The organism is Actinomadura sp. HBU206391 (assembly GCF_014323665.1).
GTDB lineage: Bacteria > Actinomycetota > Actinomycetes > Streptosporangiales > Streptosporangiaceae > Actinomadura_C.
Genome location: NZ_JABVEB010000091.1, coordinates 1 through 23657, shown reverse-complemented (window position 1 = coordinate 23657; position 23657 = coordinate 1). Strand labels below are relative to the sequence as shown.

Annotated in this window: 26 protein-coding genes; 12 read left to right on the top strand and 14 right to left on the bottom strand. The window is 67.4% G+C overall.

Translation table 11 applies throughout. The annotated features are described in order from the left end of the window. Positions 1-99: 99 nt before the first annotated feature. Positions 100-930, bottom strand: a complete 831-nt coding sequence (locus HKK72_RS23330) for a hypothetical protein (protein WP_187236547.1) — start codon at positions 928-930, stop codon at positions 100-102. A 165-nt stretch (positions 931-1095) separates the two neighbouring features. On the opposite strand from HKK72_RS23330, the gene HKK72_RS42300 reads away from it, so the two are divergent. After that, positions 1096-1893: a hypothetical protein gene (locus HKK72_RS42300; RefSeq protein ID WP_187236546.1), complete on the top strand. Its 798-nt coding sequence runs from the start codon at positions 1096-1098 to the stop codon at positions 1891-1893. Between the two features lie 172 nt (positions 1894-2065). On the opposite strand, the gene HKK72_RS23320 is transcribed toward HKK72_RS42300, so the two are convergent. The 4 genes from HKK72_RS23320 to HKK72_RS23305 all read right to left on the bottom strand — a co-directional run bounded on the left by HKK72_RS23320 (position 2066) and on the right by HKK72_RS23305 (position 5103). Then, entirely contained in the window at positions 2066-2578 is a 513-nt protein-coding gene (locus HKK72_RS23320) for a hypothetical protein (RefSeq protein WP_187236545.1), read from the bottom strand. Positions 2579-2874: 296 nt separating this feature from the next. After that, positions 2875-3243 (bottom strand): hypothetical protein, encoded by a 369-nt coding sequence (locus HKK72_RS23315; protein WP_187236544.1) that lies wholly within the window; start codon positions 3241-3243, stop codon positions 2875-2877. A 151-nt stretch (positions 3244-3394) separates the two neighbouring features. Beyond that, positions 3395-4252, bottom strand: coding sequence for a TIGR03620 family F420-dependent LLM class oxidoreductase (locus HKK72_RS23310; protein ID WP_187236543.1), 858 nt, complete (start codon positions 4250-4252; stop codon positions 3395-3397). Between the two features lie 101 nt (positions 4253-4353). Continuing rightward, positions 4354-5103 carry an SDR family NAD(P)-dependent oxidoreductase gene (locus tag HKK72_RS23305; protein WP_187236542.1) on the bottom strand — a complete coding sequence of 250 codons (750 nt, stop codon included), beginning with the start codon at positions 5101-5103 and terminating at the stop codon, positions 4354-4356. 65 nt (positions 5104-5168) lie between these two features. Between HKK72_RS23305 and HKK72_RS23300 the strand changes: the two genes are divergently transcribed. Then, positions 5169-5489 carry a TetR family transcriptional regulator C-terminal domain-containing protein gene (locus HKK72_RS23300; protein WP_222721035.1) on the top strand — a complete coding sequence of 107 codons (321 nt, stop codon included), beginning with the start codon at positions 5169-5171 and terminating at the stop codon, positions 5487-5489. 159 nt (positions 5490-5648) lie between these two features. Here HKK72_RS23300 and HKK72_RS23295 read toward each other — a convergent pair whose 3' ends face one another. From HKK72_RS23295 to HKK72_RS23280, 3 genes are all read right to left on the bottom strand, one after another. Continuing rightward, the gene (locus tag HKK72_RS23295; protein WP_187236540.1) at positions 5649-6608 is read right to left on the bottom strand and encodes a CU044_5270 family protein; all 960 of its coding nucleotides are present in this window, start codon (positions 6606-6608) and stop codon (positions 5649-5651) included. Beyond that, positions 6601-7173 carry an RNA polymerase sigma factor gene (locus HKK72_RS23290; RefSeq protein ID WP_187236539.1) on the bottom strand — a complete coding sequence of 191 codons (573 nt, stop codon included), beginning with the start codon at positions 7171-7173 and terminating at the stop codon, positions 6601-6603. The genes HKK72_RS23295 and HKK72_RS23290 overlap by 8 nt, the downstream gene beginning before the upstream one ends. A gap of 532 nt (positions 7174-7705) precedes the next feature. Next, a complete protein-coding gene (locus HKK72_RS23280; protein WP_261987104.1) occupies positions 7706-8728 on the bottom strand; it encodes a hypothetical protein in 1023 nt (340 codons plus the stop codon). A 1457-nt stretch (positions 8729-10185) separates the two neighbouring features. Between HKK72_RS23280 and HKK72_RS23275 the strand changes: the two genes are divergently transcribed. After that, positions 10186-10572: a hypothetical protein gene (locus tag HKK72_RS23275; RefSeq protein ID WP_187236538.1), complete on the top strand. Its 387-nt coding sequence runs from the start codon at positions 10186-10188 to the stop codon at positions 10570-10572. An 80-nt stretch (positions 10573-10652) separates the two neighbouring features. On the opposite strand, the gene HKK72_RS23270 is transcribed toward HKK72_RS23275, so the two are convergent. Then, positions 10653-11552 (bottom strand): TIGR03619 family F420-dependent LLM class oxidoreductase, encoded by a 900-nt coding sequence (locus HKK72_RS23270; protein ID WP_187236537.1) that lies wholly within the window; start codon positions 11550-11552, stop codon positions 10653-10655. Positions 11553-11743: 191 nt separating this feature from the next. On the opposite strand from HKK72_RS23270, the gene HKK72_RS23265 reads away from it, so the two are divergent. The 5 genes from HKK72_RS23265 (at position 11744) to HKK72_RS23245 (ending at position 15767) form a co-directional block, all read left to right on the top strand. Then, positions 11744-12382: a transcriptional regulator gene (locus HKK72_RS23265; protein ID WP_187236536.1), complete on the top strand. Its 639-nt coding sequence runs from the start codon at positions 11744-11746 to the stop codon at positions 12380-12382. A gap of 42 nt (positions 12383-12424) precedes the next feature. Continuing rightward, positions 12425-13384 (top strand): NAD(P)-dependent alcohol dehydrogenase, encoded by a 960-nt coding sequence (locus HKK72_RS23260; RefSeq protein ID WP_222721034.1) that lies wholly within the window; start codon positions 12425-12427, stop codon positions 13382-13384. Between the two features lie 57 nt (positions 13385-13441). Beyond that, positions 13442-14203 carry an SDR family NAD(P)-dependent oxidoreductase gene (locus HKK72_RS23255; protein WP_187236534.1) on the top strand — a complete coding sequence of 254 codons (762 nt, stop codon included), beginning with the start codon at positions 13442-13444 and terminating at the stop codon, positions 14201-14203. Positions 14204-14283: 80 nt separating this feature from the next. Next, positions 14284-14982 (top strand): TY-Chap domain-containing protein, encoded by a 699-nt coding sequence (locus HKK72_RS23250; RefSeq protein ID WP_187236533.1) that lies wholly within the window; start codon positions 14284-14286, stop codon positions 14980-14982. Between the two features lie 32 nt (positions 14983-15014). Further along, positions 15015-15767 carry a hypothetical protein gene (locus tag HKK72_RS23245; protein WP_222721033.1) on the top strand — a complete coding sequence of 251 codons (753 nt, stop codon included), beginning with the start codon at positions 15015-15017 and terminating at the stop codon, positions 15765-15767. 424 nt (positions 15768-16191) lie between these two features. Here the strand turns inward: HKK72_RS23245 and HKK72_RS23240 are convergent, their stop codons facing one another. Next, positions 16192-16635 (bottom strand): SRPBCC domain-containing protein, encoded by a 444-nt coding sequence (locus HKK72_RS23240; RefSeq protein WP_187236531.1) that lies wholly within the window; start codon positions 16633-16635, stop codon positions 16192-16194. Further along, the gene (locus HKK72_RS23235; protein WP_187236530.1) at positions 16632-16970 is read right to left on the bottom strand and encodes an ArsR/SmtB family transcription factor; all 339 of its coding nucleotides are present in this window, start codon (positions 16968-16970) and stop codon (positions 16632-16634) included. The genes HKK72_RS23240 and HKK72_RS23235 overlap by 4 nt, the downstream gene beginning before the upstream one ends. A gap of 75 nt (positions 16971-17045) precedes the next feature. Between HKK72_RS23235 and HKK72_RS23230 the strand changes: the two genes are divergently transcribed. Both HKK72_RS23230 and HKK72_RS23225 read left to right on the top strand, forming a co-directional pair. Beyond that, a complete protein-coding gene (locus HKK72_RS23230; RefSeq protein ID WP_187236529.1) occupies positions 17046-17552 on the top strand; it encodes a DUF1579 family protein in 507 nt (168 codons plus the stop codon). A gap of 112 nt (positions 17553-17664) precedes the next feature. Beyond that, the gene (locus tag HKK72_RS23225; RefSeq protein ID WP_261987103.1) at positions 17665-18144 is read left to right on the top strand and encodes a VOC family protein; all 480 of its coding nucleotides are present in this window, start codon (positions 17665-17667) and stop codon (positions 18142-18144) included. A gap of 82 nt (positions 18145-18226) precedes the next feature. On the opposite strand, the gene HKK72_RS23220 is transcribed toward HKK72_RS23225, so the two are convergent. After that, complete coding sequence (locus HKK72_RS23220; RefSeq protein ID WP_187236528.1) at positions 18227-19108, bottom strand: NAD(P)-dependent oxidoreductase; 882 nt, start codon at positions 19106-19108, stop codon at positions 18227-18229. A gap of 97 nt (positions 19109-19205) precedes the next feature. Here HKK72_RS23220 and HKK72_RS23215 point away from each other — a divergent pair, with 97 nt between their 5' ends. Continuing rightward, entirely contained in the window at positions 19206-19562 is a 357-nt protein-coding gene (locus HKK72_RS23215; protein ID WP_187236527.1) for a winged helix-turn-helix transcriptional regulator, read from the top strand. A 106-nt stretch (positions 19563-19668) separates the two neighbouring features. Continuing rightward, positions 19669-20241: a DinB family protein gene (locus tag HKK72_RS23210; RefSeq protein WP_187236526.1), complete on the top strand. Its 573-nt coding sequence runs from the start codon at positions 19669-19671 to the stop codon at positions 20239-20241. 88 nt (positions 20242-20329) lie between these two features. On the opposite strand, the gene HKK72_RS23205 is transcribed toward HKK72_RS23210, so the two are convergent. After that, entirely contained in the window at positions 20330-20803 is a 474-nt protein-coding gene (locus HKK72_RS23205; RefSeq protein ID WP_187236525.1) for a carboxymuconolactone decarboxylase family protein, read from the bottom strand. Between the two features lie 184 nt (positions 20804-20987). Continuing rightward, complete coding sequence (locus HKK72_RS23200) at positions 20988-23348, bottom strand: ATP-binding protein (protein WP_187236524.1); 2361 nt, start codon at positions 23346-23348, stop codon at positions 20988-20990. Positions 23349-23657: the final 309 nt, after the last annotated feature.

The following is a 23657-nucleotide window of genomic DNA, read 5'->3' as shown; positions in this document are numbered from 1 at the left end:
GATAGCGCGGGTTCGATTCCCGTCACCCGCTCCACGGCAAAGCCCAGGCCAGGGACATGATTCCCAAACCTCGACCTTGATCGTTTTTGAGGCCGGTCGCTACGGCCGTTCCGGACGGTGCCACGGTCTTCGGTTCCCACGGAACAGTGAGCAGTGACAGACCAGGTGCGATGGCATCACATCGTCGTACTCGTGCCGGATCACGTGTGACTGGTCGTCTAGGTAGCGCATCTGCTCGCCGGTGAGGTTTCGGGCCTCCCAGATCAACTCGACCGTTTCGGGTGTTGCCGGGTCCACGTATGGGGGCCGATCGGGCACGTCCACGCCGGCCAGGGCGGCCAGATCACCGGGCGGGATGCCGAGCACGACCGCGCAGGCCGCCACCAGGTCGGCGGACACCTCTTTTCTTCGATGGCCCACCATGTGGAGCGTGGACGCCGACCACGGCCCGAAGCGGGCTAGGAGGTACAGCGCCTTGACGGCGTCGGTGCTCTTCATATTCCGGTTGCCGAACAGACGCAGGAGCGTGGCACCGAAACCCGGCACGAACCACTTGTCGTATACAGGAGTTGAAGCCTGCTCCGGGTGCGCCTGCCGGGGCTGATCCCGAACCAGTTCGTGCACCCGGCGTCCGGCCTCCGGAACGTTGGCCATGCACCAAACAAGGGAACTGATACCTGGAATCTTGGGCCCCGTAGTTGCCAGGTCGTCCGGTACCCGACGTCCGGCGATCAGGAACAGGTCCGAGGTGTGCAGGCCCAGCGCGGGTGCGAGCCCTCGCATCAGCGACGCGCTCGGCTCGGCGCCTCCGAGCACCGCCGCAAGCTCGGGCTCCGGTACGCCGGCCGCCGCGGCCAGCACGCCGGCGTCGAGCTTCCGATGCGCCAGCAAGCGCGACAGCATCCCCCCGAAGCCCACCGAGCCCGTCACACCAGCAGAATACGGCGGGAGCCGAAGCCCGTGCTCTTTGTGGAAGGAGCAGCCCTGCCCATCGGGGGCGGCCCTGCGGGCCGCCGGTAGCTCGCATCGAGGGGACTACGGCTTGGGCCATGAGTGCGATGCCGGTCAGCCCTGGAACGATTGGATAATCGCCGAGTGGCGATCGAGGAACTGCCTGATCCGCGCGTGCTGCTCGCGGAAACCGACTGGAACACCCTAGGGGCAGACTGGGCCGAGAGGGTTGAGGATTATCCGGTTGGGCCCGTGTCGTTCACGCCGATGGCGCTGGCGGCCTTCACCTGCGGGGACCGAGGCGCTGTCACCCGCGGTCTGAACCATCTTTCCGATGCGCTGCTGCACCAGGGATCTCTCTATGGTGAGACGGGCACGGCGGCCCTCTACATAGCCGCGCTCCTCGCCGACCCAGGAAGTCAGGAGGCGCTGGTCCCCGCGTGGGAGGCCGGCCGCCGGCCGTTGCGCGCCAAGCTGCTGGACTGGCTGGCGGCGGTGGCTGACACGGTCAGCGACGCCATGGAGGAGCAGCGGGAGGAGTGGGGCTTGTCGTGGGCCTCATCGCCGAGGTTCCGGGAGGTCTGCGCATTGCGCCCCGCCCTGTTCCAGGGGGTCTCCGCCTGTCTTGCCGACTCTGATCCCGTCGTTCGCGAAGCGGCCATCGCCGCCGCGGTTCCCTTGTTGGACGCTCCCGAGCTGGTCCATCATCGGGCTGAGCTGATCCCCGTACTGCGCAGCGAACTGGCCGCGAGTTCCGAGCAGGGCTACCGCTTGGTCGCGATCGTCGGACTGCAGGCCTGGGGCGAGGACACCACGACCCTTGCCGCCCATGCCGAACTCATCGAGTACGAGCACCGCGAGAAAGAGTGGGAAGAGAAGCGGAGCGCGCAGGGTAGGGCGGCACTTCACGGGCCTCGGGTGGACGACGAGCCGCCGTTTTGACCAACCCACCGGCCTCAGCGGATGGCACGGCGGCAGGGTGGTCGCCACTGCTGAAGAGCAGACCCCACTGGCTCGAGTTCAAGACGGTCGCCGTGGGCGGCTGAGCGACATGCGGGCTGGGTGCCTCCGCTGCCGCGGGAGTACAGGATGACACCTCTCCTCGAAACCGCGATCACGGGGAGTCGGACTGGATCGTGCCGGTGAGCCGCAGTGCCCCTGCGTTCCACACTTCGCGTCCATTGCCCTTGAGTTGCGCCGTCCATCCCAGGGACTGCGCGATGGCGATCGCCCTGTCCGGGCCCACCCCGCGGAAATGGACGGCCGGCACTGTGACCGTCAGCTCGCGGTTGCCGTCCGGCGCCACCCTGCCGCCGTACCGAGCGGGGTTGGCGTTCGCCTTCTCCACCTTGCTGCGGATTCGATCCGCCGCATATGTGTCCCAGAGCGCTGGATCCGACACCCACTCGACGTGGAACCGGTGCGGTGACAGCGCGCCTCGCCGTACGTCGAACCACCGCAGCGGAGGATTCAGACCGGCGGAAGCGAGGGCCACGAGGACGCCCAGCGCCACGGCGACGACCCCCCACACCGGCAGGTAGAGCCACTGCAGGGAGAACTGGAGCAGCAGTGAGACCTTGTTCCTTCGCTTAGCGGCAAGCCGTCGAACCGGCGGCGGTGACGACATCAGTCCTCCTGCACCGCTCGCCCGGCAACCCGCCTCAGCAACTCGTCGTGATCCGTCACGTGTCCAAACCTAGAGCCATCCTGGTACGTCCGCTCAGAGGCCATCTCCTCACGGCACCGCCCGACCGCGTATTACTTCCCTGGTCGCCCGGCGCCGGAGTCCTTGCCCTGCGCGCAAGTCGTGTCCATGATCGCGGATCCTTTGGGTGCCGCGGGCGCGGCCGGCGGCAACAGCGGCGACCACCGCCCACGCTCGCATCCCTGTCGCCGTCGTGGGACCGGCGTCCGGTGCGCTTTCTAACTTGTTCCTGACCAGCCCTGCTGGCGTGCACTCTCTGCGAGCGCGGGCGGCCACTGGCTGATGAAGCTGGCCATCTCTGGATCCCATGGCCCGACCTGGTAGACGAAGGACGTCACGATCACCTCTCTAGACCGCTTGTCCCCGACCGTCAGCACATGTTCGAAGAATGTCAGGCAGCGCTGCACCAACTCCGACCGCCCCCGTTGATGCGCGTCCAGGACGTACGGGGTCAGGTCGACGCCGAACAGCACATGCGTAAGCGGCTCGCCATCGTCGTCCACGTCGTCAAGATAGATGCTCCAGAACTCGGGCACGGCCTCAACAAGCATGGGTATGAGCTGCGCATGGGCAAGTTCACCGACCATCTCGGCAGGATGGCGGACGAGCTACAGGCGATCAACAGGGTTTCCAACGGCCTGTGGTGCCGGTCCCGCTCATCGCGCCTTATGCGCAGCGGGGGGATTCGAAGTCAGGCGTGGCGGAGGGGCTTGGCTGCGCCCCTGCGGCGGTGTGGAGTCATCGGGTGAGTGCTGCCAGTTCGCGCCACTCGCGGCGTGGGAAGCCGCCTGTGGTGGTCAGAACGTGGAGGCAGACGTGGTCGGCGCCGGCGTCGTGGTGTGCTTGCAGGCGCGTGGCGATCGTCTCGACCTCGCCCCAGGCGACGACGCTGTCGATGAGCCGGTCACTGCCGCCGTCCGCGAGGTCTGCGTCGGTGGATCCCTGCCGCTGCAGGCTCTTGAGGTAGTGATCCATGGTGAGGAACGCGCCGAGGAAGTCGCGGGCGGCAGTGCGCGCCTTGTCCGGGTCCTTTTCCAACACGACTGCTTGATAGGGGGCGAGCTTTGGGCCGGCGCCGAGCAATTCCCGGGTGGAGGCCGTGGACTCGGGGGTGACCATGAACGGGTGCACGCCGGCGGTGCGCTGTCCGGACAACTGCACCAGCTTGGGGCTGAGCGCGGCCAGTATCCGCTCGTCCACAGGGAGAGGTGGGTCGGCACGGTCGAGGCGGTCGAGATAGTCGTTCATCTCCGCGAGTGGCCGGAAGGGGCGGCAGGCGTCGTGCGCGGCGGCGGGGTCGCTCACACCGAGGCCGAGAAGCATGCGGCGGCCGTACGCCTGCTGGAGGCCTGCATGGCCGGCGGCCATCTCTTCCGCATCGTGCCGCCAGATACTGATGATCCCGGTTGCGATCTTGGTCGTACGGGTGGCCTGCAGCAGACGCTCCGAGTCGGCGAGGATGTCCCCGCCCCCCAGGCCGGGTATCCACAGGGTTCCCCAGCCGAGTTCCTCGAGCTCGGCTGCGGAATCGTGGATCTCGCCGGCGTCGCCGAGGCGCAGTTCGACGCTCCAGATTCCCAATCGTCCCAGCTCCATTTGTTCCTCCTGATTGCGCGGGTCGAGTGTGTGCGCGGGTACGGGTTCGGCGCGCCCGCGCGAGCTCGTCGAACTGGCGCGGGCGCGTCGAACCAGGCTGCTCAGATCTGGTTGAGGCCGCCGTCGACGTACAGCTCGGAGCCGGTGATGAAACTGCTCTGGTCAGAGGCCAGGAACACGATGGCGTCGGCGAGTTCCTCGGGCCGGCCCATGCGTCCCATGGGTATCTGGCCGATGAGGAAGCCCTTCAGCTGCTCAGCCTGCGCCTCGTCGGGGGCCAGGCCGGTGATGCCGGGTGTGTCGATGGTGCCGGGGGTGACCGCGTTGACGCGGATGCCGCGGCCCTTGAGTTCGTTGGCCCAGGTGCGGGCGAATGAGCGTACGGCGGCCTTTGAGGCGGCGTAGACGCCGAACGTCTCGGCGCCGCTGGTGGCAGCGGTGGAGGAGGTCAGGATGACCGAGGCGCCGTCGTTGAGCAGTGGCAGCGCCTTTTGCACGGTGAACAGCAGGCCCCTGACGTTGATGCCGAAGGTCTGGTCGAAATGCTCCTCGGTCACCTGCTCCAGCGATGCGAAGGAACCGCCGCCGGCGTTGGCGAACAGCACATCCACCCGACGGCCTTGCTGCCGCACCGCCGCGTACAGGCGATCGAGGTCCGCCAGGTTCGACACATCGCCCTGCACGCCGATGGCGCCTGCACCGATCTTCTCCACGGCCGCGTCCAGCTCCGCCCTGCGGCGGCCGGTGACGAACACCTGCGCGCCCTCCGCCGCCAGCCGCTCTGCGGCAGCCAGTCCGATGCCCGTAGTACCGCCGGTCACGATTGCGGTCTTGCCCTCAAGCCAACCCATTGATCTTCATCTCCCATGTGCGGGCTTTTCACGCTGAGGTGTGCGCACCGACTGATGTCAAGGCCGTGACCGCGCCCGGCCGGCCGGCCGGCTGCTTCTCCATCCAGAGCGGCCTGTCCTGCGGCCCGGCCAACGCCGACGTGTCCGCGACACTGGCACGCGCCCGCAGAGCCGGAGAAGGCGCGATGCGCGACCGGTTCCGCCGCGCGATCCAAGAAGGCGACCTGGTCCCTGGCGACGATCCAGACGGCCTCGCCCGCTACATCATGACCGTGTCCGAAGGGCCGGCCGTACACGCGGCCGCCGGCGCCACCCGCGAAGAGCTGGCCCACGTCGTCGAACTGGCACTGCGCGCCTTCCCCGGTGACACCAGAGGCCGTGTTTGACCCATGCCAAGGGCTGCGCCTTGGGCGGCCGACGAACCCCGAACGGCGTTCAGTGCCGGTCTGGGCACCACCGGCTAGGTGTTCGGTGGTTTGCCAGCCGACACTGAACGTCGTTCTAAATCTGTTCGCCGGAGTGTCGCGTGGAATCGGCCCGCAAGATCACGGCTGTGAACGGGAGCCTGTGAGATCACGCGATGCGGCTGGAGGGCGGTGGAGCGGTTCGCGCTTGGGCACCTGTGCCGACAGCGGAACCACCTTGCCGGGCAACTCGTTCGTCCATTCGGCGGTGAACGTGGAGGTCCCCATCGACTCTCTCTTCCCACCGAAGTTGGTGAAGCCCTCGTTGCTCACCTGTGAGGTCTTGAGATCAATGATCATCTTTGTCCCGGCGTCTCCGAGGGTGATCAGCACGCCCTCTCCGCCGGAGACCTTGCCGAGGCTCTTGACGTGCGGAAACGTGGCGATCGCGCGAAAGGCGGCGGCGCGGACCTGCGGTGAGGTCGGCGCCTGGACGAGCAATTCGTTCAGGATGTGGAGGGCGTCCAGTCCTTTTTCGTCCGCGGAACGTCCCTTCCTGTCCTTCACCATGGCGACGACCTCCGCCTTCAGCTTTGCGGGGTCGGTCGGCAGCTTCTGGAAACGGCTGAGGCTCAGCCTCTCGACACCACCCAGGTGGAATCCGCGTCGCCCCAGACTGCTGATCATCCCGGGGCGAAAGCTGATCCATACCTGGCCGTCACGTCGGGTCCAGGTCTGACTCAGCTCGATCCCACTGACCGGAGGTGTGTGTCTGTGCTTGATGTTCCAGTAGGTTCCGGTGCTCGCCGGTCTGTGCTCCGCGCTGGTGGCCGCGGCCAGCAGGATCTGCCGGCCGGACATCGAGGCCTTCGCGGGAGGGCTGTTGGGGGTGGCGGTAGGCGCCGTGCTGTTGGAGGCGACCACGAGCGCGGCCGCCGCGGCTGCGGCGGTGAGGCTGAGCCCGCCCGCCGTCCAGCCGATCCGGCGCCTGCGGGCCGGGCCGCGCATCGTGTTCTGCAGCCGGCGCCGGCTGCGCTCGGTCACCTCCGGGGCGGGGTCGGGCATCGCCAGCAGGGTGCCGAGCCGCTTCAGGTCATCCATTGAAAGCCTCCAGGTCGATCGCCTTGTGTAGTTTTTTGCGGGCTCGGCTGAGCCGGGAGCCGACCGTGCCCTGGGAGATGCCGAGCGCCTGGGCCACCTCGTCGTAGCTGAGCTGGGCCAGGGCCACGAGCAGTACGACATCCCGCTCGCCCTGCGACAGTGAGGCCAGCGCCTTCGCCAGCTCCGGCTGCATGCGCTGGGCGGCCACCGAGGTGACGACCCGGTTCTCATGGCTGTCGGCGACCGGCTCGCTCCCCGCGCGTGCCATTGCCCGGTAGCGACGTGCCTCGCTGCGCCGGTGCTGGGCTACCAGAGTCGTGGCGATGCCGAACAGCCAGGGCCTCAGCCCGCCGCGTTCGGGGTCGAACTGGTCGCGTTGCCCGAACGCCACGCAGAACGTCTCGGCAGCGATGTCCTCGGCGTTCTGTACGTCCAGTCGCCCGGCGACGTACAGATAGATGTCGCGGAAGTGTCGATCGTGGACGGCGGTGAACTGCTGTGGATCACGCCGGAACCGCTCGACGAGTTCGGCATCGGTCATTCGCCCGCCCACATCGGCGGTCAAGTCCCTGTCTCCGTCATGCGAGCGCCTCCGGAGTGTCGGGGTCGATTGGCACCCATACTTGGTCGCAGGGCCGAATCGTCTTCCCACTCCGAACATCCGCACAAGGCGGTCAAGGGTCGTGTCCACCCAGGGCGATCAACTGCCGCGAAGTTTCCGATGCTCGACCTGTGGTCGGCCCTGCGGTGCGCTCACCCCGAGTCGGAGAGATCAGCTCAGGGAGTCCCGATAGAGGATCTCAACGAGCTGAATCTCGTCATGGACGACGTCCATGACGATCATGCCCTTGTCAGGCAGCAAAGGTACGCAACGATGCCCGGCGCCGTAGGCACCCTTTGGAGGGGGAGCCGTATAGAAGCTCTTGCAGAAGTCATCGGGGCCATGGACACCACTCCGTGAACCGCAGAAAAGGCACCAACGAGGCAAGGTCGTTCTCACCCTCTGCGTGGAGCAGGTCGACAAGCTCACCGACCAACTCTGGAAAGAGCCCTCCGACTCTTTGGCGCCCTTGATCCTTCACTCCGACCCTGCGTGATCAGATGGGCAGGGTCGCGGCCAGCGGCGCGCCGATCTGGATGTCGAAGTACGCCGCGAAATCGTCTTCGCCGACCGCGCCTCGATCCGCGTCGATGATCACGACCGTCCCGGCCACGATGCCGGCGAAGCCGGTGCCGGACCGCCGAGCCTGTTCGATGCGCTCGGTGATCGGACGGCGAACCGCCTCGGTCAGAAAGGTGAGTCCGCGCGGGAACTCCTCGCTGAGCAGATGCCGTTGCCGCCCCGACTCGATCAGGCTCCCGATGCCGAACCGGGCCGAGACGATCTGATCACCACGGAGCGTGACGCGGAAGTAGCCGTTCGACTGGGGGCGGTTGCAGTTCTCCTGCGGCGGATAGGCGCAGTCGTAACCGCCGGCCCGAAGGTCATCCACGGCGGAGCTCATCGTGGTCGCATAGTGTTCGGCGCCGAACGGCCAGCGCCGCACGGAGTCCTCCCGGGCGGTGACGACCAGTCCGTCGATCATGGAATAACTGTAGTTCGCATGCTTGTCCCGCCATGCGGTCCGGGGGATCTCGTCGCTCCGCTGCACCGTCCGGTTCCGGAGGTCACGATCGAAATCGTTGATTTTCTGCCGCACGCGATCACCGGCGTCGAGCCAGGCAGCGGCAAGCGCCGGTGCCGCGGCATCGGCGACCTGGCCGCCTCTCGCCTGGTCCGCCGACTGCTCGGTGGGCGGGAACCATGCCCAGGCGAGCCGGCCGTCGTGGTCGAGCAGGAACTGCGCGACCTGCGGATGGACCGTGTTCGCCTGGTCGCGGTGACCGATCCGGCACCAGAGGGCACGGCCGTCCGCATTGGTCCGGACCTGTGCGCAGAACCAGCCGGCCTTCGCCAACGGCCGAGTGATGGACCCGGCCGTACCGTCGGTCGGGGCGGGCTCGGCCCGTGAGTTCTCACCCGCTGCGTCGTGTTCGTACACGCCGTCGGGCGGCAGCGACGGTGGCTCGGCCGGTCGGGTGCAGCCGGTCAGCACTAGCGGGCCGAGGATCATGATCATCGAGCAGGCAATGATCGTGCGAATGGCCGGCCGACGTCGGCGTGCGGTCATTGCCATGGAAAACGGACGGGACACGGCGTTCATCGAACCGCTGGACCACTAGTTCGGCAACTTCGGTCATCAGGTGCGGGTCCGGGGTGACGTCGGTGCGTCGGACTCGGCGGATTCCCAGATCGCGACTATCAGGGCGATAGCGGTGTCCCGGTAGTACGGAACGACGGCATCCGCAAAGAGAGATCGCCCAGGTGGGATACACCGGCACCGAGCAACAGATACAGCGCCACGTCCGGCGCCTCCGCACCGGAACCAGCCAGATCGCCGCGCCCCACCACGGCCTCCATCGGTCCGCGACATCACCAGGTCTGCGCGGGGCCGCCGGGCCGGTTCGCCCGGGCCGGGCGTGCGACCTTTCAGGGACGATCCGGCCCCGGAACGACCAGCCCGGCTTGGGCGACCTGACTCGATCACCACGACTCACGTCGCCCAAGCCGGGCTAGATGCTCAAGCTGGAAACGTCCGGGAAGTTATTCGTAACCGATGCCGAGCTGAAGCGGGGATGGCGTAGCGGGGGGTTCAGCACGCTGCGTAGCAGGCGAGAGGACTCGTCAGGCTGAGAATTGACTGGTTCTTGCTGTTGTACGCCCTGAATATGGCATAGCCCCGGTGCCCTGGCAGTTCAAATATGTTTTGGGTTGCCAGGTTACCGGAATAACGAGCGCTGCACTGCATCTTAGGTGAGGCTGCCCACGTCAAATTGCCGTTCCTGTCGGCGAGGTGCACTCGATAGTAAGAGCAGGATGAAGGGTACCCGCTGATGTACCCATCGCCCACCAGATTGGAACCCGCGACGGAGACGCACGGATAGACATTTTTCCAACCGCCCGAATTGTAGGCGGATCGGCATCCGCCGCCGGCCAGGGGCTGGATCGTCGATTGAGGCGCCTTGGTGGACGGGACCGAAGTCGTGCCGACGTCTGCGGCCGCGGCGGCCGGGAGCATCATGCTGCTCAGCACTGGGACAAGCAGGCATAGGGCAAACTTGACGGATCGCTGCATGCGTTACCTTCATTCATCGGAGTGGACACGACCGCGACCAACGCCTCAGCAACACCCTGTGAGGGAGCGCCTAACTTTCTGTAGTCGGCGCGGATCGCACTTCGTATGGAGAATCAGGACGAACACGCTGCCGCATGAATATATGGAGCCTGCCTAGGAGCACAAGTGCGGCTGCGTTGGGGTGTGCCATCGCCTCCAATTATGCCACCGCCACCCCGGTAACCCATTGCCGTTCAGCGCCAGATACTTGCCTAAGCGCGACAAGATCACGTGTGCAGTTCTTTCACCGGTGCGTCCGGAAGATCCAGCGTCCGCGCCGTGAGGATTCTTTACAACGTTGTCCCCCGGTTGGGTGGCCATGGTGTCATGGTCCTTGCCATTATGTGGCTGAGGAGAGTGGTGTGGACGATCGGGAGGATCTCGCCCGGCGGATCGAGGCCCAAGTAGGTGTACGGCCGCCGGAGGCCCTGCTCGACATCTGGACCGGCATCACGCCGGTGGACGTGTCTGTTGATGTGGCGCTGTACGGCCCAGGCGAGATCGCCGAGCGCAACACCACCTACGAGATTCCTACCTACCGCCCGGACCTGCTCCTGATCGGTGATGACGGAGGCGGCCGCGGCTTCTTCGTCCTACGGGGGGACCCGGACCCCGACGTTTTCCGCATCGGGCTGGGCGCCGTCGGCTCCGACGACGGGGCGCGGCTCGGCAGATTGGCGGCCCTGGCGGCGGACGGGTTCAGGTCGATCAGCGACGACGAGTTCGACGACGAGTCCGACGCGAGATAGAGCCGTACGAGCCTGGCCTCGGAGCCTTGCGTCCTCCTCATCGAAAGAAATAGACCGTTCACGGCCTTTTCCGGCCTCCTTCACGAAGGCAGGTGGAGCCTGTCAGCGAGTGCGTCCAGTAGCTCGACTTGACTGTCCGGATGGATGGGCTTGAGGTTGAGGGTGATGTGCATTTCGTCGGCGCCGGTTTTTGCGGCGCGGTCGAGATCGTTCAGCACGGCCTCGGTGAACGTGGCGGGCGTGATCAGGGTGTCTGGATAGGCCTGGATTGTGTTCACCACGACCGTGCCGGTGCCGCCCGCGTCCCGATACCACTGGACCTTGGCCTGGGTCTCGTCCCAGTCCAGGGCCACGGTGATGAAGCCGTCCCCGATGCGCGCCGCCCGTTCGATGGTGTGCCGGGTGAGCGCGCCGATGAAGAGGGGGATGGTGTCCCCGAATGGCTTCGGCCCGACCATGGACCGCGGGATGTGGTAGTGCCGGCCGCGATGCTCGACGGGGTCGGGGCCCCAGCAGGCCCGCATCGCCGCCACGTGCTCTGCGAACCCGGCACCCCTGCGGGAGGCCGGCACCCCCGCCGCAATGAACTCCTCGGGGATGTAGTGCGGTGGCTCCATCGTGCCGCCGCCCTGGCCGATGCCGGCGTCGAGGCGGCCGCGGGACAGCCGGTCGAGCGTGGCCAGCCTGCGGGCGAGAACGATGGGCGGCTGGAAGATCGAGTTCACGATCCCAGTGCTCACGCGGATCCGCTCAGTGTGGGCGGCGGCCCAGGTCAGCATCTCCAGCGAATCCCAGACATGGGACTCGGGCAGGCCGGCGTCGTTGGTCCAGTCCGGCCCGACGGGCATGAGCAGGCGTTCACTGACGGACACGGCGTGGAACCCGAGCCGCTCGGTCGCCCGAGCCACGGTGACGACGGCGTCGGGGCCGGCGTGCGGCCCGAAGTGCGGCAGGCTGACACCGATGCGCGGATGGTTCATCTTCGTCCTTCGATGGTCGTTGAGGTGTGTCCTTCGGTGAGTGGTCGGAGCGGCCATGAGAATCTTGCGGTCTTTTTCGGGCGGGATGTCAAGATTGCGGCCACCAGGGCACCATTGAGGTCGGCCCAAGCGGCACTGCAACAGGTCGACCGGATCACGAGTCGTATCGAGTCCCATCGGGAGTCGTAAGAATGTCACCGTATGTGTCCGCCCCTGACGACCTGGTGCTCCATGGCCCACGCGTGCTGGGCTTCGCGTCGCCCTCCCGAATCGGCGGACGCTTCGGGCTCGACACCTCGTTGGTCGAGGAACTGCTGCTGGACTACGAAGTGAGCGGGTTGGTGTGCCGCTCCAGCTTCGCCGGCAGCTCGGGTTGGTCCGTCACTGACAGCGGCCGGGTCGAAAACGAGCGGCGACTGGCGATCGAGCTCGATCGGGCCGGGGCCCGCGACGCCGTGACGAGCGCCCACAAGACGTTCCTTCCTCTCAACCGACGATTCGGCATCGCCTGCACCAACTGGCAGATTCGACCGACCCGCACCGATCCCATGGCTTTCAACGATCACACCGACTGGCCTTGGGACGAACGCGTGCTGCGTACGCTGACGGCGCTCGAGAAGGCGTTTCGCCAGTTGTGCACGCAGCTCTCGGAGTGCCTACAGCGCTTCGACGGCTATGCCGACCGGTACTCGTCAGCCCTCGCCAAGGTCGAAGTCGGCGAGAGGTGCTGGGTCGACGCTCCGGACTTCGACTCGTGTCACACCGTGTGGATCCAATTCCACGAAGACCTGCTCGCCACCCTCGGAATACCACGGGGCTCCGATGTCTGAGTTTCCCAGTCTCGGCGATCGGGTTCGCCGATGAAGGCGGCGGTGCACAGCAGATACGGACCGCCGGCCGTGGTCAGGGTCACCGAAGTGGCCAAGCCCTCGATCGGGGACGATGACGTCCTTGTGAGGGTGCACGCGACGACGGTCAACCGGACCGACTGTGCCTACCGGGCGGCCAGGCCCTTTTTCGTGCGTACGTTCACCGGCCTTGCCCGGCCCCGGCGTACCGTGCTCGGGACCGAATACGCGGGAGTCGTCGAAGCGGCCGGCGGCGGCGTCACGTCCTTCTCGGTCGGCGACCGGGTGTTCGGGTACAACGAGGGCGCGTTCGGAACCCATGCCGAGTATCTGTCGGTTCCGGAGGGCGGCGCCATCGCGACCATGCCGACAGGCGTGACCTTCGAGGAGGCCGCTCCCGGTACCGAGGGCTCGCACTACGCGCTGTCGTTCATCAGGACGGCCGGCGTCCGGCCCGGGCACGACGTCCTCGTCTATGGCGCGACCGGCGCCATCGGCTCGGCGGCGGTGCAGCTCCTGAAGCATCGCGGGGCCACCGTGACCGCGGTGTGTGACACGGCGCGCTTGGAGCTGGTGAAGGGCCTGGGTGCCGACCGGGTCGTCGACTACACGGCCGAGGACTTCACCAGGGACGAGCAGAGCTACGACGCGGTGTTCGACGCGGTCGGCAAGAGCACGTTCGGCCGCTGCAGGCGACTGTTGAAACCCGGCGGTGTGTATCTTTCCTCTGACCTGGGCCCCTGGTGCCAGAACGTGCTCTTGCCGCTCGTCACGCCCCTGTTCCGCCGCAGGAAGGTGAAGTTCCCCTTTCCGAAGCAGGACCAGGAGATGGTGCGGTACTTCCGGGAGCTGATCGAGGCAGGAGAGTTCAGGCCCGTCATCGACCGACGGTACCCGTTGGAGCAGATCGTCGACGCCTACCGGTACGTCGAGACCGGGCGCAAGATCGGCAACGTCGTCATCACCGTCGTACCGCCGAACTGACCTCGGCTGAATGCGCCCTTTCAGCCAGACTTCAAGCACGAGAGGCGGGCGCATCCCATGGGCAGACTGACGGGGCAGCGAGCCATCGTCACCGGCGGGGCCAACGGCATCGGGCGCGCCATCGCGACAGCCTTCGCCCGCGAGGGCTGTGACGTGTTCTTCACCGCGCTGAGCGACGAGACCGCCGCGCAGCGCACCCTTGGTGAACTGCGCGGGCATGGCGTGCGGGCGGACTACCTGCTGCTGGACGGTGCCGACCCCGGCGGCGTCCCGCGGCTGATGGACGCGGTGGCCGAGTCGCTCGGGCTCGCCGATGTTCTGGTGAACAACGCCGCCACGACCACCAGGACCGCGTTCTTGGACCTGACCTCGGAGGAGTACGAGCGCGTCATGACGGTCAACCTGCGCTTCCCGTTCTTCACCACCCAGGCGGTCGCCGCGCGCCTGCGCGCCGCCGGTAAGCCAGGGAGCGTCATCAACGTCAGCTCGATCAGCGCCACCAAAGCCGTCAGCGCCATGGCCCACTACCAGTGCAGCAAGGCCGGCCTGTCGATGCTCACCCGCAGCGCGGCCTACGAGTTGGCGCCGTTCGGCATCCGCGTCAACACGATCTCCCCAGGGCTGACCGCCACCAACGCCAATGCCGCGCAATGGCGGGATGACCCCGACCTCTGGCGGGAGCGGGGCAAGGACATCCCGCTGGGGCGGCCCGGACGTCCGGAGGATCTCGCCGGCGCCGCCGTCTTCCTCGCCTCCGCCGAGTCGGTGTGGATGACCGGGAGCGACATGGTGGTGGACGGCGGGGAGGCGGCGGTGTGACCGAGTGGATACCACCCATGAAAACGACGTCGGCGGAGGCTTTCCTGACCGACCGCCGGTCGTCGATCTAAGGTTGGACCGTGGACGTTGCGGGAGAGCCGGACTGGGCCGAGTTCAGCGGAAATCTGGCGGTGGTCCTGGATGAGTTGCCGCCGGGCGCGAAGCTGATCCTCAGTGACGATGGAGGCCGGTACGCGCAGTTCGCGGCGGAGGGGGACGTCCTCAACGCGGAGATCAGCAGCGACGAGTTCCTCGCCGAGTCATGGCGCATGTCCGAGACCGACCATGAGGCCATGGTCGTGGCCGGCTGGTCGACTCCGAACGACGATTATCCGAACTGGTACATGATCATCAAGGACCCCGGCTCCGAGGACTGCGCGCTGCTGGCGGAGAAGGTCGTCGCAGCGTTGCAGGCGGTGCTGCGCGTCACCGGACCGGCAAAGCTCACACCCGACGGGTGGGTGGACGGGCTGGGCGTCAACAACGGCCGCCTGGACGTGACGGGTCTGGGGCTCGGACCGGGGACGATCACTAAGAACCAGGCCAGGGTGATGGTGCATTGGTACATCCTCGACCGGGGGTTCAGCGATACGACGGAGGGGCTCAAGGCCTCCCGGATCAACGGGGGCTGGCGGCTCTCCCGGGACGAGGCCGGAGCGCTGGAGTTCTACGCCTCCGATGACCACATCGTCGAGCACAGGCTGCCCGACATGCCGGCCGCCGAGTTCCAGACGGCCTTCGAACAACGCTACCGGGAGCGCAACCGCCTGGACGTCTGAACGAACCAAGCCTGCAGGATGGCATCGGTGAGGTGATGGTGATCCAACGTTTCCACTCGGCCGGTGTCGGTCGGGGAGCGCAGCCCATCACAGGGCCGGCGCGGCGGTTTCGGCCGGGTGTTCTCAGTTCGGTCGGCGCGACGGTCGGTGTGGTCGCCTGGGGCAGTGTCGGGGTGTGGCGGGCCGGCCATGAGGACAACAATCCGTGGAATCAGACGAACCCGATCGCCTACGGAGCGTCCAAAGGCATCATCCTGGGAACGTTGGCTGGTCTGTTCGCCGCGTTGGTCGTTCGCCGGCTCGGCCGAACTCCGCTTCGGGCGGCGGCCGCCGCGTTTGCCGGTGGCCTGCTGGGTGGCGCGCTGCTGGGCACTCTGCGAGGGCTGAGAGGGCCACCTGATCCGATTCTTTATTTCATGGATCCCATGCCGGACGAACAGTGGTACTGGTCGCTGATGTTGCAGCATTGGGCGGCCAGGACGATCCTGCCTGCCGTGGCCTGCGCGGTGGCACTGGCCGTTGTGGCGTGGAGTTCGTCGCGGTGGCTATGGCGCCCGCGGCAGATCGCGGTGTCCACCGGGTTGTTGTGGTTGGCCGTCAGTCTGGGCATGTTCGTGCTGCCCTCGGTCATCGCATACGACGGGACGATCGAAGGCAATGGGGAACACGTCAACGAATCGGCGATTGCCGCGCTCACGGCATGGCTGATGGCGTTGATCGCCCTGATCGTCGGCGTCGTACGGGTGGCATTTGGTCTGTCCCCCAGGCGACGTGGTCGCGGGTGACGGCAACGACAGCAACTGAATCGGTGTTGCGTCAGGTGGACGCGTCGCCACCGGACGTCAGTCCCCGAGAAGCCAGAGCCGGCGATGCGCCCCGTTGTTTACGTGCTCGCAAAGACGCTTGAGGTCGTCTCGGATCGCCGGAACCAGGGGGTTCTCCAGCGGCTCAGCGCAGCCGACCGGGCGGAAGCGGCCGACCTTTACATCTCTACAAGTGCCCCTTTCAGGCCAGCGCAGACCGGCGATCCAGGTCCCTCATCCGACGAGCGCCGCCCGAGATGGAAGTTCTGGGCCCGCTGACAGTGCGGGCGACGAGCTCGGCCGACCCGTCGATCACCTCGACCTGCCGGACCCCTCCCAACCGGATATTCCCAACCTGATCGAGCCATCATCTCGGCGTGGCAAGAATTGTCGCCTCACGTGCTTGTCACCGCTTTTCGCTATTCGCGGGTGCTGCCGCTTCGCCGAGCCTGCGGAGCAGGTGCGCCCAGCCGTCGCCAGTCTCGCCTTCGAGCGCAGGTGGGAGGCCTCTGTGCCGGAGGGTGAGCTTTGTCCCGTCGCCGTCCTGGGTGAGCGTGACTTCGACTCGGGAGCTGCCAGGTGGGATGTCGGGTGCTCCAGGGGCGGCTTCCCAGCCGAAGCTGAAGACGATCCGTTCATACGGAACGAGCTCCACGAATTCCCCGCGCATCACCGGGCGCGGGCCTTCTAGCATCTGCACTCGCAAGGCACCGCTGGGGCGGGCGTCCAACTCGGCCTCGCCCCACCACTGCGACAGGCGTGCCGGATCGGTGAAGAACCGCCAGACCGTTTCGGGTCGTGCCTGGATCCGCATCGTCTGCTCGATCGTCGTGCCCTCCGCAGCGCTCACAATTCCCCCTTCGCGTCTTCGTTGTCGGCGTGTGCGCGTTCTTCTCGTTCGGCTGCGTGCTTGAGGCGGTCGAGCGGGGCGGACCACATCTGCTCGATGAATGTCGCGGCCTCGGTGAGTCCCTCGGGGCGCAGCCGATAGAAGCGGCGGTTGCCGGCGCGGCGGACGTTGAGGAGGCCGGCCGCGACCAGGATCCGCAGGTGCTGGGAGACCGCCGGGCGGCTGATATCAGCAAACTCCCCGGCGATATCGCCCGCCGATACCTCGCAGTCCCGTACCAGCACAAGGATCGCGCGGCGGGTCGGGTCGGCGACCGCTCGCAACGCGTCGTTCACTGCCACCTCCTCGCCCGGGGTCGTTGCGTGCCCATCGGACACTGTGTAAGTATTTAAGCAATATCTTACACACATATGACAGGGAGAAGGACGCGCATGATGGACGACGGCAACGCCGAGGTCTTGAGTCGGCCTCCGACACCGAGGCAGGAGAACAAGCGTCTGGATGTGCTGGTCGGCCGCTGGCGTTCACAGGGGCAGACGGTGGCCACGCGGTCTGAGCCCTCGATCCGGATCGTCGGCTCGGACACCTACGAGTGGCTGGCCGGCGGGTTCTTCCTCATTCACCGTGTTGACGTACGCATGAACGACGACAAGGTCGAGGTCATCGAGATGATCGGACCCTACGACCCATCGACCCAGGCCTATGCCATGCGCTCCTTCGACAACCAAGGCGACTTCGCCGTGATGCAGGCGAGCGTGACCGACGATGATGTCTGGACGTTCTCGGGCGACACGGAACGGGCGACGCTGGTGATCGCTAAGGACGGCGACACCATGACGGCCACGTGGGAGCGCTCCGACAACGGCTCGGACTGGCGGCACTGGATGAGCATGACCTTCACGAAGGTCTCCCCTTGACCCAGGTCGAGCCTAGCGCGTACAAAACAATTCAGTTATTAAACCAAAAGGTAATCATCGCGCCTGTCGATGTCCTCGACGCGGCGTTCGAGATGAGTTCGAAAGGGAAGCAATGACCGACACCCAGCCCACCCAGGCCCAGCCCACCCAGACCGAGATCCCGGCCGACATCACCGAGATCCCGGTCGATCCCACCGCTCCGCCCGTCCGTGCAGGCATGCTTCTGCTCGAGCTCGTCCCGGTGCCCGTCACCGACATCGACCGGGCCATGGCCTTCTACGCCGACCGTCTCGGCTTCCACGTGGACGTCGACGTTCGGCCGGCGGACGGGGTTCGGGTCGTCCAGCTCACCCCGCCGGGCTCGGCGTGCTCGATCACCCTGACCGAGGGCATCCCATCCCTGGACATGCCGGTCGGCACGTTGCGCGGGCTGCACCTGGTCGTGAGTGACATCGAGCAGGCCCGCACGACACTTGTCGAGCGCGGTGTGGACGTGGAGCCGGTCGAGGACCTGGGCGGTGTCTTCTACGCTCGCTTCGCCGACCCGGACGGCAACACCTGGACACTCCAGCACATGCCCTGGCGCGCCTAGAAGACCACTGAAGACCGTCGTTCTGGCTGCGCGGTGGCCGCGACGTCAGAGCGTGCGACCTGCGGTTGTCTCGCGGACCTCCTCAGCGGGTGAGCAGGTCGATCACGCCTGTGGTGCCCTCGTCGCCGTGTCCGTCGGCGAGACGGCGCTCCATCAGGGCCATGTACGGGGTGAGCAACTCGGCGCTGACCCCCTGTTCCTCGGCCGTGCGAAGCAGCGTCGAGTTGCCCTCGACCATCATGGCGAGGTTGGAGGTCACGCCCCTGGTGTAGTCGCCGCTCTCCAGGTGGTCCGCGATCTCGTACGCGAAGGGGGCCATGGCGGTGAGCCAACTGACGAGCAATGGCGCGATGTCCTTCGGCGCGACGTCCTCCTTTCGGATCAGCGCGAAGGCGTGCGACGCCCCGGCGAACATCCCGGTCATCGCGCTCAGCAGCGCGACGTCGTGGAGGGCGGCGAAGCCGGGATCCGCACCGACGTACGTGGTGCCGGCCGGTACGGCCAACGCGTCGTGGTGGGTGTCGAAGAGGGCGCGGGATCCGCTGTAGAAGACGTAGCCGCCGGAGTCCGGGGCGCCGATCATCGGCGGCACCGCCATGATTCCGCCGTCCAGGAAGCGGGCGCCGCGCTCCCGCGCCCAGTCGGCGCGGGCGCGGGCCTGGGTGGGGGTGCTGGTGGTGAGGTTGACCAGGTCCTTGCCCGTCAGGTCGGTGTCGGCCAGGGCTTCGTCGACCGAGGCGTCGTCGAGCAGGCAGACCACTACGAGATCGCTCGCGGCCACCGCCTCGGCGGCCGTCCCGGCGACCATCGCGCCCTCGGCGGCGAGCGGCTCGGCCCGGCCGGCGGTGCGGTTCCAGACGGTCGGCGAATACCCGGAAGCGAGCCATGCGCGTGCGAGCGCGGTACCCATGGCTCCGAGTCCGAGGAGAGTGAGCTGAGGTTCGTCGAAGGGGCTGTGTTCCATACTGATGAGGCTTGTCGCATGCCCCGGAATGATCAAGTACGCACTTAGAAGTGGGTGGTTACCCCGGGGTGAGTGAGCAGGCAGGAGGGGGTGGGGCATGATGACGGCACGGAGGCCGGGGGCGTACGTCTGCGGGATAGACGCGGCGATGGACGTGGTCGGGGGGAAGTGGAAGGTGCTGATCCTCTGGGCGCTCAACGAACGGACGTGCCGCTTCGGCGAACTGCGCAGGCTGGTGCCGGGCGTGACCGAGAAGGTTCTCGCCTCTCATCTGCGGGAGCTGGAGGCGGACGGCATCGTGCATCGCGAGGTGCATGACGAGGTGCCGCCCCGCGTCGAGTACTCGCTGACCTCTCTCGGGTTCTCGCTCAACGAGGCGCTGGCTCCGCTCGGCGCATGGGGCCGGGAGAACATACTCGGCGGCGTGGCCGACACTCACAACTCAGCGTCGTAGACGGCCGGAACCTGCGATTCAGGTCAGTAAGTGGCCGCTATGGGTCATAGCGTCGGCATGGAGCGAGAACGAAACCTCGACGCGGACCCCACAAAAGGCGGAGACCATGACCACTGGCAACCCGATCACTGGCGACCCGGCGTCCAGCGGCCAGGCCGGCGCATCGACCGTCGGCGGTGAGCACGCCGACCTGCTGGCGATGCTGGCCAAGCACCGGCACTTCCTGCGTTTCACCACCCGCGGTCTCACCGACGAGCAGGCCAGGAAGCGCGCCACCGTGAGCGAGCTGTGCCTGGGCGGCCTGATCAAGCACGTCACGGCCGTCGAGCGGGGCTGGGTCGACTTCATCCTGGAGGGGCCGTCGGCGATGCGTGACTTCTCCGACATGACCGAGGACGACTTCGCGGAGCGGGCCGACCAGTTCCGGCTGCTGCCCGACGAGACGCTGGCCGGCGTACTCGATGACTACGCCGAGGTGGCTCGCCGCACCGACGAGCTGGTCGGCGCCCTGCCCGACCTGAACGCCGCGCACCCGCTGCCGAAGGCCCCCTGGTTCCCGCCCGGCGAACAGTGGTCGGCCCGCCGGGCGCTCATGCACATCATCGCCGAGACCGCTCAGCATGCCGGCCACGCCGACATCATTCGCGAGTCCCTGGACGGTGCCAAGTCCATGGGCTGACTCGCGCTCCACCACGAAGGCCCAGGCCAGGGACATGATCCCCAACCTGGGCCTGGAGGCTTTCACCAGTGCTTACGGATCGGTGGGGTCATCCCCACTGGCCGGGCTGGTAGTCGCCGGCGGGCTGCTGGACGATGACGTTCATGCGGTTGTAGGCGTTGATGAGGGCGATCAGGCACACCAGGGCGGCGAGCTGGTCCTCGTCGTAGTGCTTGGCGGCGTTCGCCCAGGCCTCGTCGCTGACACCGGTGGCGGCATCGGCGATGCGGGTTCCCTGCTCGGTGAGTTCCAGGGCGGCTCGCTCGGCGTCGGTGTAGACCGTTGCCTCCCGCCAGGCCGCGACCAGGTTGAGCCGCACCGGGGTCTCTCCCGCGTGTGCGGCGTCCTTGGTGTGCATGTCGGTGCAGTAGCCGCAGCCGTTGATCTGGCTGGCGCGGAGCTTCACCAGCTCCTGCGTTACGGCCGGCAGGGCCGAATCAATCACGACCTTGCTCGCTGAGTTGATGTACTTCCCGAAGTTGGCCCCCACGGTGTTACCGATGAAGTTGAGACGGGCGTCCATGGTGATCTCCTTGCCGTTGCTGCCGTTCCACCCCAATGACGGAACGGCGCGGCAGGATGTGACAGCGACCGGATGTAATGCACATCTCTCATCCATGTAGCACGCACTGGACGCCGAGACCACCGAACCGGCCCCGAGCGAGCGAGGGCGGTGGACGGCCACGGCCCTCACCGGCCCGCGCTCATCACGCCCGGCCGGAGGCCTCGTTCTCACGGTTGCTGATCCAGACCGCGATCTGCGCCCGTGACCCGAAGCCGAGCTTGGTCAGGATGCGCTCGACATGACCTTCGGCGGTGCGCTGGGAGATCACCAGCTTGGCGGCGATGTCCTTGTTGGACAGGCCCCGGCGGACGAGCCCGGCCACCTCGGTCTCGCGGCGGGTCAGCGGCGGCCATCGCGCGCCGTTGCCGGCCGCCCCCACGGCGTCCACTTCCTCCTTCGCCGGCTCCTCCATCGCGTACGCGAGTGCCTGGTCCACGTCGAGCCGGGCGTTCCGCCCGACGATCGTCTCGAACGCCGTGTCGCCGAGAGCGCCACGGATGTCGGCCATGCACTGCTGGTGGTAGCGGCGGAGGTGCCGGTACCCGGCCACCTGTGCCCCTAGCGCCCGTCGCGATCTGGGCTCCTGTGAGAACGTCTCGAAGATGCCCAGCAGCCGTGCCGCTCGCTCGTACCGGCCCTCCGCCGCGGCGACCCAGGCCAGCGCCGCCAGGTTGAGCCCGATACCGCGCGGGTTGCCGAGCACGCGGTGGAACGACAGGGCCTCTTTCACCAGTTCGCCCGCCCGTACGGTGTCGCCCTGGCGCCAGAGCGGAACGCTCAGCATGGTCAGCAGGTGCGCCCGGTAGAGCCCTTTGCCGTGGACCTCGCACAGGGCGATGCCCTCCTCGGCGGCGCGGACGGCTGCCTCCAGCTCTCCGCCGAGGGTGAGGGCGCTGCTGAGCCACAGGTACGCCCGGATGCGGCCCATGAGATCGCCGGTCACGTGATGCTGCTCGGCCGCGTCCCGGCAGAGCCTGATCGCGGTTTCCGCGTCGCCCCGGTCGAGGGCGACCAGCCCGCGCTGGAGCGCGACGTCGGCGAGGATCACGCCGTGCCCCAGCCGTCTCCCGATCTGCTCAGCCTCGTCGAGCAGGTCGGCCACATCGGTCTGGCCGTCGACCACGGCCAGCCACGCGTCGAGGGCCAGCGCGCGGCCTCTCGCGTCGTCCGGCGTGTGGTGCAGGGCGAGTCCTTGTGCCAGCCGCTGGCGTCCCTCGCCGAGGTAGCCGCTGAGCCAGTGGTTGCGCAGGTCTGCGGCCATGTGCAGGCCGTCGGCGACATGTCCGGGCGTCGCGAAGCAGTAGTCCATCGCCGAGCGCAGGTTGGCGTTCTCGAGCTTCAGCCGGGCAAGCAGATTCAGCTGCGACGGCCCGGACGGCTGCGTCAGCGTTTCGGCGCACATGCGGCGGTAGAAGTCGCGGTACCGCCGCAGTACGGCCGCCTCTTCGCCGGACTCGGCCAGCCGGCCGCGCCCGTACTCCCGCAGCGATTCCATCAACCGGTAGCGGATCCCCAAGCGACTTTCCTCGGTGACCAGAACCGATTTGTCCACCAGGCCGGTCACGAGATCCAGTACGTCCTCGCGCGCGATGCCGTCACCCGAGCAGACCGCCTCGGCCCCCGTCAGGTTCAGGCCGCCCACGAACACCGAGGCCCGCGCCCACAGCAGCCGCTCCTGCGGTGAACAGAGGGTGTGGCTCCAGTCGATCAGGGCCCACAGCGTCCGATGTCGCGGTACCACGGAACGGCGCTCGAGCAGCCGGAACCGGTCGTCCAGGCGGTCGAGCAGCTGCTGCACGGAGAGTGCCCGCAGCCGGACGGCCGCGAGCTCGATCGCGAGCGGGAGCCCGTCGAGACGCAGGCAGATCCGTTCGACGGCGTCCCGGTTCTCCGCGGTCACGGTGAAATCGGCGAGCGCCGCCTGCGCCCGTTCGGCGAACAGCCGTACCGCGTCACTCTGCGTGGAGGTCTCGGGGGAGTCTCCGTCGGAACCGGGCAGCGACAGCGCCGGGACGGTGAACGCCTGTTCGCCCATGGCGTCCAGAAGGTGCCTGCTGGTCGCGAGGATCCGCAGCGTGGGAGCGTTGCGCAGCAGGGTCTCGACCAGCTCGGTGCATTCGGGCAGCAGATGTTCGCAGTTGTCCAGGACGAGCAGCGCCGTCATGTCCCGCAGGTGCTCGGCCAGAACGTTCAAGGCCGGCCGGCCGGGGCGATCATCGATCCCGAGGGCCTCGGAGACGGTGTTCGTGAGCAGCTCGGGGTTCTCGAGCTCGGCCAGCTCGGCCAGCCATACGCCATCGGGGAAGGCGCGAGCCAGCTCGGCGGCGACCCGGTAGGCCAGCCGGGTCTTGCCGACGCCGCCCACTCCGGTCAGCGTCACCAGCCGGGAGGCGGACAGCAGACGTTTGACGGCGGCCGTCTCGTGCCGACGCCCCACGAAGCTCGTCACCTCGGCCGGCAGCCCATGATCACGCCACCGGGCGGAGGAACGCGTAGACACCATGTGCCAGTCACGATCCTGGGGTTGACCTGCGAACTTGGCATCTCACTGTACGCTCGGCGGCAGCCGCCGCAACAGGCCGCGAGTCCCCGGTGCCCGTCCTGGCGCGCTAGAGGCGTGTTCCGAGAGGACCGGGCGAAGCGGGACTGGCGCTGGCGACCCTCGAAGGGCATGCGGGCTGGGTGGCGGATCACTGCACGATCGAGGTGGAGGGGCAGGCGCTGCTGGTCGGCGCGGGCGCGGACGGCACGCTGCGGATCTGGGACCCGGCCGCGCAGCCGGCGATACACGGCCATGGCCAGGTCGATGCCG

Excerpts from the sequence above, each read along its gene's own strand:
- HKK72_RS23320 (WP_187236545.1), bottom strand. The coding sequence starts at position 2,578 with ATGTCGTCACCGCCGCCGGTTCGACGGCTTGCCGCTAAGCGAAGGAAC.
- HKK72_RS23315 (WP_187236544.1), bottom strand. The coding sequence starts at position 3,243 with ATGGTCGGTGAACTTGCCCATGCGCAGCTCATACCCATGCTTGTTGAG.
- HKK72_RS23310 (WP_187236543.1), bottom strand. The coding sequence starts at position 4,252 with ATGGAGCTGGGACGATTGGGAATCTGGAGCGTCGAACTGCGCCTCGGC.
- HKK72_RS23305 (WP_187236542.1), bottom strand. The coding sequence starts at position 5,103 with ATGGGTTGGCTTGAGGGCAAGACCGCAATCGTGACCGGCGGTACTACG.
- HKK72_RS23295 (WP_187236540.1), bottom strand. The coding sequence starts at position 6,608 with ATGGATGACCTGAAGCGGCTCGGCACCCTGCTGGCGATGCCCGACCCC.
- HKK72_RS23280 (WP_261987104.1), bottom strand. The coding sequence starts at position 8,728 with ATGATCATGATCCTCGGCCCGCTAGTGCTGACCGGCTGCACCCGACCG.
- HKK72_RS23270 (WP_187236537.1), bottom strand. The coding sequence starts at position 11,552 with ATGAACCATCCGCGCATCGGTGTCAGCCTGCCGCACTTCGGGCCGCAC.
- HKK72_RS23265 (WP_187236536.1), top strand. The coding sequence starts at position 11,744 with ATGTCACCGTATGTGTCCGCCCCTGACGACCTGGTGCTCCATGGCCCA.
- HKK72_RS23255 (WP_187236534.1), top strand. The coding sequence starts at position 13,442 with ATGGGCAGACTGACGGGGCAGCGAGCCATCGTCACCGGCGGGGCCAAC.
- HKK72_RS23230 (WP_187236529.1), top strand. The coding sequence starts at position 17,046 with ATGACAGGGAGAAGGACGCGCATGATGGACGACGGCAACGCCGAGGTC.
- HKK72_RS23225 (WP_261987103.1), top strand. The coding sequence starts at position 17,665 with ATGACCGACACCCAGCCCACCCAGGCCCAGCCCACCCAGACCGAGATC.
- HKK72_RS23220 (WP_187236528.1), bottom strand. The coding sequence starts at position 19,108 with ATGGAACACAGCCCCTTCGACGAACCTCAGCTCACTCTCCTCGGACTC.
- HKK72_RS23215 (WP_187236527.1), top strand. The coding sequence starts at position 19,206 with ATGATGACGGCACGGAGGCCGGGGGCGTACGTCTGCGGGATAGACGCG.
- HKK72_RS23210 (WP_187236526.1), top strand. The coding sequence starts at position 19,669 with ATGACCACTGGCAACCCGATCACTGGCGACCCGGCGTCCAGCGGCCAG.
- HKK72_RS23205 (WP_187236525.1), bottom strand. The coding sequence starts at position 20,803 with ATGGACGCCCGTCTCAACTTCATCGGTAACACCGTGGGGGCCAACTTC.
- HKK72_RS23200 (WP_187236524.1), bottom strand. The coding sequence starts at position 23,348 with ATGGTGTCTACGCGTTCCTCCGCCCGGTGGCGTGATCATGGGCTGCCG.